Origin of the sequence: Metabacillus litoralis (assembly GCF_020524045.1) — a bacterium.
Classification (GTDB): domain Bacteria; phylum Bacillota; class Bacilli; order Bacillales; family Bacillaceae; genus Metabacillus; species Metabacillus litoralis_C.
Genome location: NZ_JAIVKL010000007.1, coordinates 54206 through 71585 on the forward strand (window position 1 = coordinate 54206; position 17380 = coordinate 71585).

15 protein-coding genes are annotated in these 17380 nt (G+C 33.1%); 13 read left to right on the forward strand and 2 right to left on the reverse strand.

All coding sequences use genetic code 11. From position 1 onward, the window contains the following. Positions 1 to 16 precede the first annotated feature (16 nt). From sufD to sufB, 4 genes are read left to right on the forward strand one after another with little or no spacing between them, the layout of a single operon-like run. Entirely contained in the window at positions 17 to 1318 is a 1302-nt protein-coding gene (gene sufD / locus LC076_RS12320) for a Fe-S cluster assembly protein SufD (RefSeq protein WP_226669401.1), read from the forward strand. After that, positions 1318 to 2538: a cysteine desulfurase gene (locus LC076_RS12325; protein WP_226669402.1), complete on the forward strand. Its 1221-nt coding sequence runs from the start codon at positions 1318 to 1320 to the stop codon at positions 2536 to 2538. The genes sufD and LC076_RS12325 overlap by 1 nt, the downstream gene beginning before the upstream one ends. Then, positions 2531 to 2968, forward strand: coding sequence for a Fe-S cluster assembly sulfur transfer protein SufU (gene sufU / locus LC076_RS12330; RefSeq protein ID WP_226669403.1), 438 nt, complete (start codon positions 2531 to 2533; stop codon positions 2966 to 2968). The genes LC076_RS12325 and sufU overlap by 8 nt, the downstream gene beginning before the upstream one ends. A gap of 40 nt (positions 2969 to 3008) precedes the next feature. Further along, positions 3009 to 4406, forward strand: a complete 1398-nt coding sequence (gene sufB, locus LC076_RS12335; protein WP_226669404.1) for a Fe-S cluster assembly protein SufB — start codon at positions 3009 to 3011, stop codon at positions 4404 to 4406. Positions 4407 to 4494: 88 nt separating this feature from the next. Here the strand turns inward: sufB and LC076_RS12340 are convergent, their stop codons facing one another. Further along, a complete protein-coding gene (locus LC076_RS12340) occupies positions 4495 to 5652 on the reverse strand; it encodes a tyrosine-type recombinase/integrase (protein WP_226669405.1) in 1158 nt (385 codons plus the stop codon). Between the two features lie 16 nt (positions 5653 to 5668). Continuing rightward, on the reverse strand, positions 5669 to 6097 hold the full coding sequence (locus LC076_RS12345) for a helix-turn-helix domain-containing protein (RefSeq protein ID WP_226669406.1): 429 nt from the start codon (positions 6095 to 6097) through the stop codon (positions 5669 to 5671). A gap of 266 nt (positions 6098 to 6363) precedes the next feature. On the opposite strand from LC076_RS12345, the gene LC076_RS12350 reads away from it, so the two are divergent. The 9 genes from LC076_RS12350 (at position 6364) to LC076_RS12390 (ending at position 17363) form a co-directional block, all read left to right on the forward strand. Continuing rightward, positions 6364 to 6657, forward strand: coding sequence for a helix-turn-helix domain-containing protein (locus LC076_RS12350; RefSeq protein ID WP_226669407.1), 294 nt, complete (start codon positions 6364 to 6366; stop codon positions 6655 to 6657). A gap of 756 nt (positions 6658 to 7413) precedes the next feature. Beyond that, the gene (locus LC076_RS12355; protein ID WP_226669408.1) at positions 7414 to 10530 is read left to right on the forward strand and encodes a DEAD/DEAH box helicase family protein; all 3117 of its coding nucleotides are present in this window, start codon (positions 7414 to 7416) and stop codon (positions 10528 to 10530) included. A gap of 259 nt (positions 10531 to 10789) precedes the next feature. Then, a complete protein-coding gene (locus LC076_RS12360) occupies positions 10790 to 10987 on the forward strand; it encodes a hypothetical protein (protein WP_072581342.1) in 198 nt (65 codons plus the stop codon). Positions 10988 to 11086: 99 nt separating this feature from the next. Continuing rightward, complete coding sequence (locus tag LC076_RS12365; protein WP_226669409.1) at positions 11087 to 11695, forward strand: hypothetical protein; 609 nt, start codon at positions 11087 to 11089, stop codon at positions 11693 to 11695. A 353-nt stretch (positions 11696 to 12048) separates the two neighbouring features. Then, a complete protein-coding gene (locus LC076_RS12370; RefSeq protein ID WP_095243576.1) occupies positions 12049 to 12864 on the forward strand; it encodes a lipid II flippase Amj family protein in 816 nt (271 codons plus the stop codon). Positions 12865 to 12969: 105 nt separating this feature from the next. Further along, positions 12970 to 14283 (forward strand): hypothetical protein, encoded by a 1314-nt coding sequence (locus LC076_RS12375; RefSeq protein ID WP_226669410.1) that lies wholly within the window; start codon positions 12970 to 12972, stop codon positions 14281 to 14283. Between the two features lie 167 nt (positions 14284 to 14450). Then, entirely contained in the window at positions 14451 to 15392 is a 942-nt protein-coding gene (locus LC076_RS12380) for an ABC-three component system protein (protein WP_226669411.1), read from the forward strand. A gap of 4 nt (positions 15393 to 15396) precedes the next feature. Beyond that, positions 15397 to 15642 carry an ABC-three component system middle component 6 gene (locus tag LC076_RS12385; RefSeq protein ID WP_226669412.1) on the forward strand — a complete coding sequence of 82 codons (246 nt, stop codon included), beginning with the start codon at positions 15397 to 15399 and terminating at the stop codon, positions 15640 to 15642. Beyond that, positions 15633 to 17363 carry a DUF2326 domain-containing protein gene (locus tag LC076_RS12390; protein WP_226669413.1) on the forward strand — a complete coding sequence of 577 codons (1731 nt, stop codon included), beginning with the start codon at positions 15633 to 15635 and terminating at the stop codon, positions 17361 to 17363. Before LC076_RS12385 ends, LC076_RS12390 begins: the two co-directional genes overlap by 10 nt. Positions 17364 to 17380: the final 17 nt, after the last annotated feature.

The window sequence follows — 17380 nt, forward strand, 5'->3', positions numbered from 1 at the left end:
AGGGGAGGTAAGACGTATGGAAACGAAAACTTTCAATCAGGATTATGTCACAAGCTATTCAAAACAGCTTGGTGAACCGGATTGGCTTACAGATCTTCGCTTACAAGCTCTGGCTAAACTCGAGGATCTTCCAATGCCAAAACCAGATAAAACAAAAATTGATAAATGGAATTTCACTCAATTTAACGAGCATGTGGTTACTAGTGAAAAACTAAACTCTCTAGATGAATTACATGATGATGTTAAAGCATTAATTGATGTTGATTCCAAAGACAAAAATTTGTATGTGCAAGTGAATAATACGCCAGCATATACAGCACTTTCTAAAGATCTTAAAGATAAAGGTGTTATCTTATCTGATATTCATACAGCTGCTACTGAGCATTCTGAATTAGTAAAGAAATACTTTATGACCGATGGTGTTAAAGTTGATGAACATCGCTTAACAGCTTTACATGCAGCACTATTGAATGGTGGTGTGTTCGTATATGTTCCTAAGAACGTTGAGGTAGCAGAGCCAATTCAAACAGTGTTTGTACATGATAATCCTAATACAACATTATTCAACCATGTCATTGTCGTTGCAGAAGATAATAGTTCATTAACATATGTTGAAAACTATATTTCTACTGTTACTAATGTTGAAGGTGTGTTCAACATTATCTCTGAGGTTTTTGCTAATACAAATGCTCGTGTAACATACGGAGCAGTTGACACATTAGATAAAGGAATCACAACTTATGTAAACCGTCGTGGTGTTGCTGGTCGTGATGCTAGAATTGAATGGGCACTAGGTTTAATGAATGATGGCGACACGATTTCTGAAAATGTGACGAATCTTATGGGTGATGGTTCGTACGGTGATACTAAATCTGTTGTTGTTGGTCGTGGAGAGCAAAAACAAAATTTCACAACTAAGGTTGTTCATTTTGGTAAGAACTCAGAGGGCTATATTTTAAAGCACGGTGTTATGAAAGATAGTGCTTCATCTATCTTTAACGGTATTGGAAAAATAGAGCATGGTGCTTCTAAATCCAATGCAGTTCAAGAATCACGTGTGTTAATGTTAAGCGAGAAAGCTCGCGGAGATGCAAATCCAATACTATTAATTGATGAAGATGATGTAACAGCAGGACATGCTGCATCTGTTGGTCGTGTTGATCCACTACAACTTTATTATTTAATGAGTCGTGGAATTACTCGAGTAGAAGCAGAGCGTCTTGTTATTCACGGTTTCTTAGCTCCTGTAGTAAATGTTCTACCAATTGAAGGTGTGAAAAAGCAATTAGTAGAGGTTATTGAAAGGAAAGTCCAATAATGGATATCATTGATATTCGCAAACACTTTCCAATTCTTGATCAGCAAGTTAACGGTAGAGACCTTGTCTACTTAGATAGTGCAGCTACCTCTCAAAAACCAATAGCTGTTATTGATGCATTATCTACTTATTATCGTGAATATAATTCTAATGTTCATAGAGGTGTGCATACATTAGGTACAAAAGCTACAGACGGTTATGAAGGTGCTCGTGAAAAAGTAAGGAAATTTATTGGAGCAAAGTCTATCCAAGAGATTATCTTTACCCGAGGAGCAACAACTGCATTAAATATAGTTGCCCAAAGTTATGGATTAACAAACGTGAAACAAGGTGATGAAATAGTGATCACCTATATGGAACATCATGCAAATGTTATTCCTTGGCAACAAGTTGCAAAAATAACTGGGGCTACATTAAAATATATTCCTCTACAAGAAGACGGAACAATAGATTTAAAAGATGTTGAAGAAACAGTTACATCCAACACGAAAATTGTGTCAGTAATGCAGGTTTCAAATGTTCTTGGTACAATCAATCCAATAAAAGAAATTGCAAAAATTGCCCATAATCATGGAGCGATTATGGTGGTTGATGGAGCTCAAAGTACACCACATATGAAAATTGATGTAAAAGATTTAGATTGTGATTTCTTTGCGTTTTCCGGTCATAAAATGGGTGGTCCTACAGGAATAGGTGCTTTATACGGTAAGAAGCAACTTCTTGAAAAAATGGAACCAGTAGAATTTGGTGGAGAAATGATTGATTTTGTAGGTTTGCAAGAATCAACATGGAAAGAGCTTCCTTGGAAATTTGAAGCGGGAACACCAATTATTGCTGGAGCCATCGGACTTGGTGCAGCAATTGATTTTCTTGAACAAGTAGGACTAGAGAATATAGAAGCCCATGAGCAAAAGCTAGCACAATATGCGATGGATAAAATGAGTCAAGTAGAGGGCTTAACCATATATGGGCCAAAGGATCATCGTGCAGGTTTAGTAACCTTTAACATTGAGGATGTACACCCTCATGATGTTGCAACAGTTTTAGATGCAGATGGAATTGCTGTTCGCGCAGGTCATCACTGTGCACAGCCTTTAATGAAATGGCTAAAGGTGTCTGCTACAGCTAGAGCTAGTTTTTACCTCTATAATACAGAGGAAGAAATTGATAAACTTGTAGCTGGTATCATTAAAACAAAGGAGTACTTCAGTAATGTCTAATCATGTTAATCTTGACACATTGTATCGTCAAGTCATAATGGATCATTACAAGAACCCTAGAAATAAGGGGATTCTTGATGATAGTCTTACAATTGATATGAACAATCCAACCTGTGGTGATCGAATTCGCCTTACACTTGATATTGAAGATGATGTGGTAAAGGATGCGAAGTTTGAAGGGGAAGGTTGCTCAATATCGATGTCATCTGCTTCAATGATGACTCAAGCCATAAAAGGGAAGTCACTTGAAGAAGCTTTAAAGCTTTCAGATATTTTCTCTAATATGATGCTTGGTCAAGAGTATGATGAGGATATTGATTTAGGTGATATTGAAGCACTACAAGGTGTGACAAAGTTTCCAGCTCGAATTAAATGTGCCACATTAGCTTGGAAAGCAATGGAAAAGGGCGTAAATAATAGTAATGAATAAGGAGAATTCCTTAAATCTAAATGAATAGGAGTGAATGTAGATGGCTAAAAAGGCACCTGAAATCGGCGATTATAAATATGGGTTTGCTGACAAAGATGTTTCCATCTTCCGTTCAGAGCGAGGATTAACGAAAGAAATCGTTGAGGAAATTTCTCGCATGAAAAAGGAACCACAATGGATGCTAGATTTTCGATTAAAATCTTTAGAACATTTCTATAATATGCCAATGCCTCAATGGGGCGGAGATATGGCAGAACTAAATTTTGATGAGATTACGTATTATGTTAAACCATCAGAAAAGTCTGAACGTTCATGGGATGAAGTACCAGAGGAAATCAAAAATACATTTGATAAGCTTGGTATTCCAGAAGCAGAACAAAAATACTTGGCAGGTGTATCAGCTCAATACGAATCAGAGGTTGTTTACCACAATATGAAAGAAGATCTTGAGGATTTAGGTATTGTCTTCAAGGATACGGATACAGCTTTAAAAGAAAATGAGGATATATTCCGTGAGCATTTTGGTAAAGTTATCCCACCTACTGATAACAAGTTCTCTGCGCTTAATTCAGCAGTATGGTCAGGTGGTTCATTCATCTATGTACCTAAAGGTATTAAGGTTGATACGCCTTTACAAGCTTATTTCCGTATTAACTCTGAAAACATGGGGCAGTTTGAGCGTACACTTATTATTGTTGATGAAGGCGCACATGTACATTATGTTGAAGGATGTACAGCACCAGTTTATACAACAAACTCTTTACACAGTGCGGTTGTTGAAATCATCGTTAAGGATGGCGGTTATTGCCGTTATACAACAATCCAAAACTGGGCAAACAACGTGTTTAATTTAGTAACAAAACGTGCTGTTTGTGAAGCTAATGCAACAATGGAATGGATTGATGGAAACATCGGATCTAAACTAACAATGAAATACCCTGCTGTTATCCTTAAGGGTGAGGGTGCACGTGGTATGACATTATCTATTGCAATTGCAGGTAAAGGTCAGCACCAAGATGCAGGTGCAAAAATGATTCACTTAGCACCAAATACGTCATCGACTATTGTATCTAAATCGATCTCTAAACATGGTGGTAAAGTAACTTATCGTGGAATTGTTCATTTTGGTCGTAAGGCAGAAGGTGCAAGATCAAATATTGAATGTGATACACTCATTATGGATAACCAATCGACATCAGATACAATTCCTTATAATGAGATTTTAAACGATAATATCTCTCTTGAGCATGAAGCGAAGGTTTCTAAAGTTTCAGAAGAACAATTATTCTATCTAATGAGCCGTGGTATCTCAGAAGAAGAAGCAACTGAAATGATCGTAATGGGCTTTATCGAGCCATTTACAAAAGAGCTTCCAATGGAATATGCTGTTGAGATGAACCGTCTAATCAAGTTCGAAATGGAAGGTTCTATTGGATAAAAAAGAAATAACCTTTTTATATCAAGGGTTTGAGAGGTTTTTATAAAGTGTGAAATTATCATCGTGCCGATTTCATGCCGATTTGATTTTATCTTTTAGTGTAGGAGGCGAACTTTTTAAGTTCGTCTTCTTCTATTTTTTCGGTGATATCAAGATAAGTATCTGCTGTTGTTTTAATGCTTTTATGCCCAAGTCGATTTGAAACATATTTTAAACTTACACCTGATTCAAGCATCAGAACAGCATGTGTATGTCTAAAACCGTGGGTGCCTTTATAATCAACAACTGCTTTTTTACAATAATCTTGCATTGTTTCACGGATAATTGAAGGTGTTAAATAATTCCCGTTATAATTTTGAAAGATTATGCCCTCATTATTTTTATAAAACCTCGGATTTCCTAAAATCAATTCATTTTGCTTCATCTTAAACTTCTTCAATTCACGTAATACTTCATCTTCAATTTTTATTGTGCGATATGATGAAGAGTTTTTTAATGTTGTCAATTTCACTTTGTTATTATCGTCACGACTTGTTTGTTTATCTATTGTTATTTTATCACCATCAATATCCGACCATCTTAAGGCTAATGCTTCACTTATTCTTAATCCCGTTTTGCTTAAGAAAAACATAAGCATGTAATATAGTTGATAATCAGGAAAGCGCTGATGCTTATAGATTTTCATGAAATCCAATAATTGATTTAATTCCTGAAGGCTAAAATATTTCACCTTTTCCTTTTTTATAGCAACAGCATCTTGAACAGGAACTTTTAATTTATCGGCAGGGTTTTTTTCAAGCACTTCAAGTTCATGTACAGCATGATGCAAAATACTTTTCATAACTGAAAGATATTTCAATCTCGAACCAAATGAATATTTCTCATTCCCGTCTTTATCTATTTCTCCGAATGTTGTAATCCATCTTTTTATTTCAGTTCTTTTGATCGTCATAATTTTTTTATCTCCGAAAGTGGGCATGATGTGATTTCTAATAATCACTTCAAGTTGTACAAATGTTGATTCCTTAACACTTGCTTTTTTATGCTCAAGCCAATCTTTCACAGCATCTTCAAACAACATATTTCTGTCATTTAAAGTTTGACCGTAATAGATTCGCTCTTCAACTTTTGCCGCTTCAATTTCAGCTTCCTTTTTCGTACGGAATGTTCCGATACTTCTTTCCTTACCATCCTTAGATACACGCGCCTGCCATTTTCCACTGGGTAACTTTCTGAATGTAGCCATTTTTCCTTATCTCCTTTCATTCCTGTAACATTATCTTGATAACGCTTTTTATCTTTTTGATTTCTTCACTAGTTAATTGCCTGTCCTCAAGAAAAATCTTATGATTGGGGTCAAAAATATAACTAAGTTCAAATTGCTTTTCCCCTTCTTCTACTGCCTCTGGTGGCATTGGAGAACGAGGTTCAATATCCTCTCCTTGTATGTGTCCTTGCAATTCCTCTATAACTTCCTCCGCAGGAATATATCCTGCTGCCATCATTAAATCCTCATATGATTCATTTAAACCTTCTGCCAATTTTTCTAATATTTTTGGAGAAGGGGTTATTCGCCTTCCTCTTTCAATTTGTGAAATGTACATAGCAGAAACACCAGATAATTCTCCAAGTTTATTCATCGAAAGATTTTTTTCTTCTCTTTTTGATTTGAGATAATTTTTAAAATCCAATTTATATCACTCCTATCAACAATAAATATTACACTATAAACTATAGTTTATACAAACGGTTATCTATGTTAAATTTTGTTAAATGTTATTCGATGACAGTATTATGACAGAAAAGGTACCAGAAAAATTACAGAAAGAGTACATTATTTTGAATGTTTTTCATGTCAATAATAAGTATTGTAATGCATTACAAAATATTTTTATAAGCAAATGTTTACGTTTGAAATGAGTAAAAATATTGAAATTAACAAAGGAGGATTAACCAAATGCTTAATATTACTTTAGATGAAAGAGAAATAAAAAAATTATATTTAGATGAAGTTCGTAAACGTGTAGAAGAAATTGAGGAACAAGCGTTGCTTATAGATACAAAGGAACTTTGCAGAATGCTATCTTTAAGCAGACCAACAGTAGAAAAATTATTTATATACAATCAGAATTTTCCCTCTATGCGAGTGGGCAAGAAGTGGTTATTCAATCGTAAAGAAGTAGAGAAATATATCAATCGTTGGTCAATAGATGTTAAGAAAAAAGGCGGTAATGTTGAGTGTGATTATTAAATCTGAAAAAAGAATAGGAGAACTTTTATAACCACAGCAACTTGTCGATAAGCTATTCGGTTGTCGAAACTTAAAGGAATTCATTTCTTGACAGCTTGAAGGGGGGTGAATCTTATGGAAAAACCTTCACTATTTATAAGAATCGTTTGTTTCTATAATGATAGACTTTTCATGTTTAACAAAAAGAGGATAGACAAGCAAAGACAAAGACAGAAAAGAAAGTCAAGATAAATTACAAAATAGTAAGTTCAGGCAGCAAGGGGCAAAGGAGGAAAACCATTGTACACTTTTAAATGTAATTTTTGCAATGATGAATATTCACTTAACCTTGACGACTACGAATATTATTCGATTGAGGAATTAATTGATATGGTATTACGAGTATCAGCAATGGAACTGGAGAAAGCATGGATTCAAAAGAATGGATTACTTTACTGTGGTTCCTGCAAGCATAAAAGTGCTAAAATTTATCAATTTAAGCTACCTACTCAACATGAACCCAGACTAAGACAAAAAGAAAAACCCACAGATTTCCAACTGTGAGTTTTTTCGATAGCAGTTTCCGAGACTGCTGTCTAACTCCCTTTTTGTCACCCAACTAACATATCGCAAAGGTATTATATAAATCCAATAAAGGAGATCGTATACAATTCTGTCTTTAGTATATCAAAAATAGGCATGATGTACACACTCCTTTACTTGTAATTCTTTTCCGAAGGGAAGAAGAATTTATTTAGACAAAGGAGCTTTTTTATTTTGGAACCAATCGAACAAGAAAATACATTGATAGAAACAATAGTATCTCTTAATGAAATTATTCCGAATGCTCAAGTCTTAAAATTAAAGGGTTTTTCAAGAAAGAATTACAGAAAAGATTTAGAAACATCAAATCTTCAACACTATGCAGCTATTCATCAAGAAAAGCATTATGTTCAGCCAGATGGCACAAAAATGGCTATTATTACAAATGCTATAAAACGTATCGGCCATGCAAGTTGGTATAGCCCTCAAGAAATATTAGAAGCTTTATCCGATGGACATTGTGTCTTGCTCTCTAATTTTGAGGTAAACGACCAAAATAGTATACGTTTTATCTCTGCAAGTGCGTTTACGGTCGATATTGACGATAATGACGAAGTAACGGAACCGATAAAGGTTTTAAATGACCTCAAAGATATTTGTATGGGGTTATTTTACACCTTCAGCCATGGTAAGAAAGGTAATCGTTACCGATTAGTTTTTCAGTTGGATCAGTCGATTACAGATTTGGACGATTACAAAGTATTAGTTGAAGACGTAATGGATTATTTGAAAAATAAAGGGCTGCCAATAGATGAATCAGCAAAGTCACCAACTCAAGTTATTAGACCAGGCATGATGGGATACGAGGTAAACGATTTTTCTACTACGTTACCAGTAAATGAATGGTTGCCAAAAGCAAGATTAAAAGCAGAAATAAAAAAACTAAACAGAGAAACAGAGCAAAAAGCCAGAGCAAAAAGGTTTAAAGATAGTATGTTACAATTGGTAACTTTTGATGAACTGAAAGAAATGTGCAAAACAATTGGGTACATTCCGAGTGATGGAAAAGATGGAACTCGAACGAAGTGGCTTCAGATTGTTTATGCCCTGAAAAATGAAGTGGTTATAGGGAATTTGAACGAAAAGCAAGGGTATGAACTCTATTGCATAATCAGTGGTAGCGAATCAAGTGAACAGTATTGGGACAGTATTAAACCCCGAGGAGAAGTAGGGATTGGAAGTATTATCAAACATGCAAAAGATGGCGGGTACAAACGAAAATATAAATACAATTATGCTTGGCAAGAGACCTCTGAATCCATTCCTACTGAATCTATAAAGGTTAAGGAACATTTAACTATTGAGGTTGCAAATGACCTCATACAACGGAAACAGCGGCTTCTAGTTGATAGTCCGACAGGTAGCCGAAAGACGAGTAGTTTTATAGGTGCATCTAAGGAATTAGCGAGTAAAGATTGGCATTATTACATTTTCACTGCTCCTACTATTCCATTAACAGAGCAGATTGCAAAAGATCATAATATTCCTTGTGCTCTAGGAGGAATGAAGAACCTAGGAAACGAGGTAACAACAAAAGCCATAAACGGTGAACGTGTTTTTGTTAGTACTTATGATAAGGCAGAGGAGATTATAAGACACTTGACTTCTGGGATTGATTACGGTTATGAAAATATAACACCTCAATTTACGGTAATCATCGATGAGATTCACAAATTTACGGATGCTTACAATTATCGTTTTGCGGCAATAGATCAAATAAAGGGTTTGGCGGAAATTGCAGTATCCTTTATTGGGTTGTCAGGAACATCAGAAGATGTATTGAAAGACCATTTTGACAAACTAATTAAAATTGATACAGGGAATAGTTCTTCACCTTGTTTGGATTACCGAGTATTCACATACGAAAAGAGAAATGATGCAGACATCATGCTTATTCCAGTAATCCGAGGATTGTTACAACAAACTAAAGTTATGTTGTTTATTAACAGTAAGCAACGGATAAAAAGGATTAAAGATATTTTGCGTATGGAAGGAATAAAAACACAGGTTGTAACGAGTGATAGCAAACAAAGTTCAACCTATTTGAACATTGTTGAGAATGGTACCATTTCAGATGATGTACAAGTTGTAATCAGTACATCGGTTTTAGCGGACGGGGTAAGTATCAATAATGATTTGAGTTGGAGCTGCCTTGTTGTTTCCGATATGTCTTCACCGTTTTTTAACCCTTCAACGGTGAAGCAAATATCAAACCGTTTTAGAGGTCAGTATCAATATTTTGGATTATATATGCAACAGCCGAATCCAAAGTTCATGGAAACCAATCGATTCTACATTGAAACCGATTACCAGTATAGAAAAAAGATTGTAAGAGGCTATGTTGAATATTTGAATCAAGAATTTAATGATTGTAAAAAGAAATTTCTCCCTTCTCTTGTCGAGAAGGAAAACGGTATTTTCTACAGAAGCCAAGATGAAAATGCAATCATAGAATTTAATCCTCTTTTTGTACGACACCAGTCGATGAAGAGGAAAGAACGTTATTATACACTGTTCAGAAATGCGTTTATTGAAGAGGTTGGTAATCAATTAGGTGTTAAATGCAGTGGGGTTTTCAATGTAAATGAGGAAGTCGAAAAGAATGGATTTGACCTTAGTAGATTATTGGAAAACATGAAATTTCAACAGAAGCAAGAAAAAAAGGAAAATGCCGAGCTAAGAGAAGCGTTCAGTATGTACTTTGATGAGTCAATGTATCAGTGCTTCCTGAAAGATGATGAAGAATCGTTAAAAGTTTTCAAAAAGCAAGTACATCCTGATCAGTTCGCAGCCACCAAAAGAAATGTCACCATTGCAGACTATAAAACATGTAAAACAGTTGGAAAGAACATCAAGAGAAAAGCAGATATCAACAAATATTTTAATCATATAAAAGGATTGGCAGATATTGCGGCTTTTGATTTTATAAAGAAAATTACTGTTACGAAAAAGGTGTTTAAGGAATTGTTGAAAATGACGAATGAAAGATATTCGTCTAATGAATTTAAGGATATTATTCAAAACAAACTACGTAAAACGTTGAATGTACAAGCCAGTGATGTTAAAGCAGGGTTAGAATTGTTTCACGAATCTCATAGTAGGTCTGCAAAAGAACGATTTACACAAATAAAACCATTAACCGTAAAAATTGTTGCTAGTGCAAATGGTCTTAGTGAAAGTTCTGTAAAAAATAGTGTACTTAAATATGTATGGCAACGAAACGGGCATCAACAAAAAATTTTACTACAAGCAATTCTCGAAAAATGGGGTATTGAAAAGTATCAAAGTTGAGTTAAAAAATGACGTTTATTGAAGCATTTTGTATTAAGGTCTTTATATACATATCATTTCAATAAACGTCATTCTAAATCCAGTAATACGAAGGGTTTAAGCCATGTAGAGTTAGACCCTTTTTGCAAATTTTTTGCTAACCGCAAACTTTCGCAAGGGGGTCTTTTTTAATGTATACAAAAGTACATAGTATGCATAAAAACCACACAAATTATGCAAAATAAAATAAAAGAAAATTGACAAGAAATGTGGTGAATATGTGAAAAATGATACCGAGATTCAAGCATTAATTGATGAAGGACGGAAAGCATATTATCGCCAATATCGGCAGAAGCCAGAAAACAAGAAAAAGGCTAGACAACATAGTGATAACTTTTTTCTTAAGGTAGGTATGGAGCAATTAGATACCAAAGGTGATAATGCGAATAACAAGTTATTGGGTGAGAAAAGTCCATGAGTGAGTATATTTATAAAATTATAGGTGCGCCATCGAAGAAAATTACAGCATTGAAAACAAAATATAATTTCAAAGAAATGAAAAGGGTAAGGTGGAAACGTGAAAATCAATAATTTGAATGTACTTGAAAAAGTTCAAGGATTTATTAGACCGCCAGAAGAAAACCTGCTCGGAATTTCTCTAAGTTATCAAGATGTTCTGGCGTTAAATAGCTTGATCAGACGTTTGAACATAAATGGGAAAACTGATCCTTATGGTGAAACCATACGAAAAGCGATTGATGAACGACATGTACTTAAAGAGGTAACACTGTCAAAGACAGGGCGGCATATTAACCAAGGCACGGTCTGGCTTGAAAAGGATGTGCGGAAAGCTTTATTAAAAGAAGCAAATAAATTAGGATTGGAACCAACTGAGTATATCCGTGGAATTATTTATAGTCTTAATCAAAAGTTAGCACAAGAAGAAATAGAAGAACGTGAAGTCCAAAATCAACTCAGACATGATAACAGGAAGATACCAATTCAAATAATACTGGATAAAGAACTAAGAGATAAATTATATAAGCGGTTCGATAAAGAGTTGAAGGACAAGGAGTTACTGGAAAGAGTAAAGAGAAGACCGTCACCTAGAAACGGAACTACTTTGGAAGATAGAATGCTTGCAGAATTGTTGAACAATCATTTACTGGAGTATTTGAGCAAATGATTGCCCTTTTTGAAAGCCCCCCCTATGTAATGTTCTCTAGTACATGATGGGATTAACGGCGGCAAGGGAACCTTTTCCGACCAATCAGAAAATCCTCTAATTTTTTTTATAAAAAAGTTAGGTATCTTATCAAGTTTATCGTTAGGTAGCTTTTCTATCTATTTATTAGAATTAAAACCCTTCAATCTTTAAGCAGCTATATATTTAGCTGCTCTTTTTTTTATATGACTGAATGCATTACTGTGGTAAATAAAGATATTTCTTTGACTAGCCTGCCTTAGTGCAAGTAGAAAATTGAATCTTATGGTAAAATTAGGACATTAAATTCATATGCAAAAGAAGGTAATACCTTAATGGAGTTCTTAACTGAAAAATTATTATTTATAGCTTTGTTTATTTTTATCATCCATTCGATAGAAACACTTGCCTATGCTGTGAGGTTATCGGGTGCAAGAGTTAAAATGATTGCATCAGCTTTATCTCTTTTTAACATTATGGTCATTGTTTCTAGACTAGCTAATATGATGCAACAACCTTTTACTGGTAGCCTAATTGATACTGCTCCAAAGGAAAATGCTCTGGAGTTTGTAGAAACTCAATTTCGAATTCTTATTGGTGCATCAACAGTTGGAACATTATTTGGAATAATTCTGCTTCCTACTTTTATCGCATTATTTTCAAGAGCAATCATTCATTTATCAGAGGAAAAAGGTTCTGTACCTTCATTAATGAAAAGAATTTTTTCTTTACAGTACATAAAGCGCGGCATAACACATTTTAGTTTACCTAAGTTTTCATACTTACAGGATACTAGAGTAAAGGATATACCAATAAAACTATTTTGTGTAAATATGATAATAACTGCCATCTATACCATTGGTGTATTATCAGCATTATATGCAGCCTTAATAGCTCCTGAAAGAGCTTCTACGGCTATTATGGCATCAGGTTTAATTAATGGTATAGCAACAATACTTTTAGTTATTTTTATAGACCCGAAAATTTCTGTGATAGCTGACGATGTTGTTAATCAAAGAGGAAGTTACAATAAGCTAAAAAATATGTCACTAATGATGGTAACATCAAGGTTATTAGGTACAGTGCTTGCTCAATTGTTATTCATTTGGGGAGCAGAATATATAGCTTGGTTCACAAAGTTTATTGTGTAGAGCAGGATTTTATAATGGGATTTGACTTAATGTGTTATTCATCTAATAGATTGAAAAAAGAATTTCAAATCCTTCTATTATATATCGGAAGTGGAGAAGAGAATTATGGAGCATAATCTAGCTGAACTAGTTGAAGGAATTTATCATCAAAAAACAAAAGAATATTTTGAAGAGGTTCTTAGCTCATATGAACACCAGAATTATAGATCAGCGGTAGTGATGTTATATACTGTAGTTATTTGTGATTTAATTTTTAAATTGAACGATTTAAAGGATATTCACAATGACTTAAAAGCTAAGAAGATTTTAGAGGACTTAGAAGCAGATAAAGAAGATAATCCAGTATCACCTGATTGGGAGAACAATCTTATTGAAAAAGCATTTAAGGAAGCTAAGTTGTTAGAGAATGATGTATATACTCATATTACTACGTTAAAAAGGTACCGAAACCTTTCTGGACACCCTGTTCTAAATTCAATAGAAATTCTACACAGACCTAATAAGGAATTGGTACAGTCTCTTATGATTAATATGCTAGAAGGCTTACTGACAAAGCACCCATTGTTTACCAAAAATGTATTTGCACCATTTATGGTGGAAATTGAAAGAATTAAAAATGACTTTTCTACTGAAGAACGCTTAGAGATCTATTTAGAATCCAAATTCCTTGTTCATTTTAATAAAGAGGTTGTTGAATATATCTTTAAACATTTATGGAAAATTGTCTTTAAAAGCGACGGAGAAAGAGAAAACAAAAATAGAAATGTTAATTACAAGGTGCTTTTAATAATTTATAAAAGATACGAAGAAACTCTTTTCGAGTTTATAAAGAAAGAAATCGCTCATTTTAGCGATTTTATGGATGAAAATAGCAACATATTAGGTAAATTTGTAGACTTTATATCTAAGTACCCTAATGTTTACCCATTGTTAAAAGAACATACTAGACAAATATTAACCAATCGTATTAAAAACAAAAAACAATTGATTGTTAAAAGTTACTTTTTATCAGATTCAATATCAACCCACTTAAGAAAATTAGATACAGAATTTCATACAACAGGTGATTTTTACAATCAGCCTTACGCACATTATCATATTTTTGAGAAAATTGATATTGAGTTTCTATTCAATATTAGTCGAAGAAATGAGGCATTACCTGAATTTTATGATTTAATGGTTAGTCATTATTATCACAGTGGACAATATAATACGGCTGATTATACTTTTGATCATTGTATTAGCCCATATTTCAAAGAATTTAGTAAGGAGCAGTTAGAAGTACTTCTCCATGAAGCGGATTCCAATCCGCAATGTTATGAAGGTCGGTTTGCAAAAAGTAATCATAAACAGTTACTAGAAACCGCTAAGAGTTTGTTAGGCGATGATGTTGAAGAAAAATATAAAAATCTATTTTGAGTACTTTCCATGTAAGTCTTTGTAATACTAGCTTCCTTTAAAGGAAGCTATTTTTTTATTTTTTGGAAAATTCACCTTGTTTTTACCAATATTAGACTTTAATATCATATTAAAAGATATTATTTCGCATTTGAGTATTTTTAAATAAGATTGTAGGAGCTATATAAATGAATACCAGTGAAAAATATATTGCTAGGATTATGTTTCAAATAAAAGTTCATACGAGTGACGGACAACTTTATGAAAATCTCTTTTCAAAAATAATGACTAAACATAATTCAAATTTTCGAATGATTAAACCATACGGAAATATTGGAGATAGAAAAAATGATGGGTTTGATAAAACAAAAGGTGTATACTACCAGGTTTTTGCTCCAGAGAATGTTGAAAAGACCAAAACTATTACTGATGCAGTAAGTAAATTGAGGGAAGATTTTAAAGGTCTAAAAAAACATTGGGATGCCTTATGTAAAATAAAAGAGTTTTATTATGTAGTTAACGATAAATATAAAGGTCTACCACCCCAAGTAGAGCAAGAAATTCTTCTTCTCAGTTCTGAAAATAGCGATGTGATTTGTGATTCCTTTTGTTCACACAATTTAGAGTCTATTTTTATGGAACTTTCAAAAACCGATATTAACGATATCATCGGTTTCATACCTAATGAGGAAATTAGCTTTTTAGATTTTGATGTACTAAATCAAGCTGTCCAATATTTAATGAACTCTGAAGTAGAAGCATCTTCTGATACATATGTAGATGATCCTGATTTTGAATATAAGATAGTATTTAATAAGCTAAGCCCAAAAGTTGCGAATTTATTAAACGTTGCCAGTTATCAAATTGGCGATTTAGAAACATATTTTGCAGCAACAGGGGAATATGTTAAGAATGAACTAAAGACACGTTTTTCAAAATTGTATGATGAATCCAAAGAGGTTATTAGTGATAATGAAGTAAATTATCCTGACCAAAGGTTTTTTTATATACTTAATAATGCTTCTCCAAATGGTAAAAAAGCAGTAAAAGATGCTGTTTTAGTTCTCATGTCTTTTTACTTTGAAGCATGTGATATCTTTGAAAAACCGAAAAAACTTACTGAGGTATAATAAAATGATATTACCACAAAAACATATTCGGTTATCCGAATCAATTTTTGGTCTTAGTTCTGTAATATTGAGCCTTATTCATAAACCAATCAGCTTTGATGAGCTATGGAGCACCTTCCAAAAAATAAACAATACTGGTGAGCTACCAGTACATCACGATCTAGATAATTTTATCTTAGGTCTAACTTTTTTATTCACAATTGGTGCAATTGAAGAGGGAGCAAGGGGGAAAATACAGTTATGCGGTTGATACGTTTAAGCTCGAATATGAATTCTTTTCATACCATTGAGTTTAAAGATGGTTTAAATTTGATTATTGGGAAACAGGCAAATCCTGATGATAAGAGCTTAGATAAAACATACAACGGTGTAGGAAAATCATTATTAATCTACATTCTGCATTTTTGCTTAGGTTCAAATAAAATTGCTCCTTTTGAAGAAAAAATACCTGGCTGGGAATTTACTTTAGAATTCTCAATAGATGGCGAATTGTATACTTCAGTACGAAATACAACTAATCAGAGCAAAATTTTCTTAAATGGAGAAAAGTTAACTTTAGCAAAATTTAGATCAATAATGTTAGAAAAAGTCTTTGGTGTAACAGAAAAGATAAACAATCTAACTTTTAATACTTTATTCCCTAGGTTTATCAGAAGAGATAGGGAAAGCTATGTAACATATGATGCATTTATTAAAAATGAACAAGAATACAGTAAAGTACTAAATAACTCCTTTTTATTAGGTCTTGAAACTGAATTTGTTACTGAAAAACAAAGATTACGTACATTGTTTAGGCAGACTAAAGAATTAAAGACAAATATTGAAGAGGATCCAATCATTAGGGAACATTTTAATAACAATGAAGACACAGAAATTGAAATCCTTGACTTAGAGGATAATATCGAAAGATTGAAAAATGAATTAACTGAATTCAAAATAGCTGCTAATTATAAAGATATTGAAAAAGAGGCAGACGAAAAACATTACCAATTAAAAGAGTTAGAAAATAAAAGAACTCTTATTAATAACTCCATCAAACATATAAATAAGTCTCTGGAAATAAAACCAGATTTGTCTGAGAAGAAGGTAATAAATTTATATAATCAAGCTCAAATAGAAGTGCCTGAAATGGTAGTAAAGAAAATGGAAGAAGCTATTAATTTTCAAAAGAACCTTCTTAAAAATCGAAATAAAAGACTGGCAAGCGAAAAAATTAAAAACCATGACAAACTTAAAGAAACCGAAGAATTAATCGAAGTGGTTGGAAAAGAACTTGATAAAGCTCTCCGTTATCTAAATACACATGGGGCACTTGAGGATTATAATGCCTTAAATAAAAAATTAAATGATATGCAAACAAAACTTGAACGTTTAAATGAGTACCAAGAAATCTTACGAACTTATAAAAAGAAACTAAAGGATGTACAATCTGACTTTAACACTCAGAACAATGAAACGGATAATTATATAGAGAACATTCAAGACTTACTTGAAGATATTATGACTACTTTTAGAGACCTTTCCAAAACTTTTTATGAAAAAAAACCAGGTGGTATAAAAGTAATTAATAATGATGGTGATAATACTATAAGGTTTGACATTATCGCTAAAATTCAAGATGATTCTTCTGATGGAGTAAATGAAGTTAAAATATTCTGTTTTGATATGACAATTTTATTATTAAAGCAGAATCATAAATTTGAGTTTCTTTTTCATGATAGTCGCTTATTTGGTAATATGGATCCGAGACAACGTTATAGTTTGCTTAAGTTGGCATATGAAAAAGTGAATAGTGAGGGTTTACAGTACATAGCAACAATCAATGAAGATATAATACTTTCCTTTAAGGATTTAATGACTGAAGAGGAATACAAAAATATTATAGAAGATAGTACCAGACTTGTACTTACAGACGAATCTGATAAAAGTAAATTACTGGGTATTCAAGTTGATATGGATTATAATAAATAACAGGAAGCACCATATAC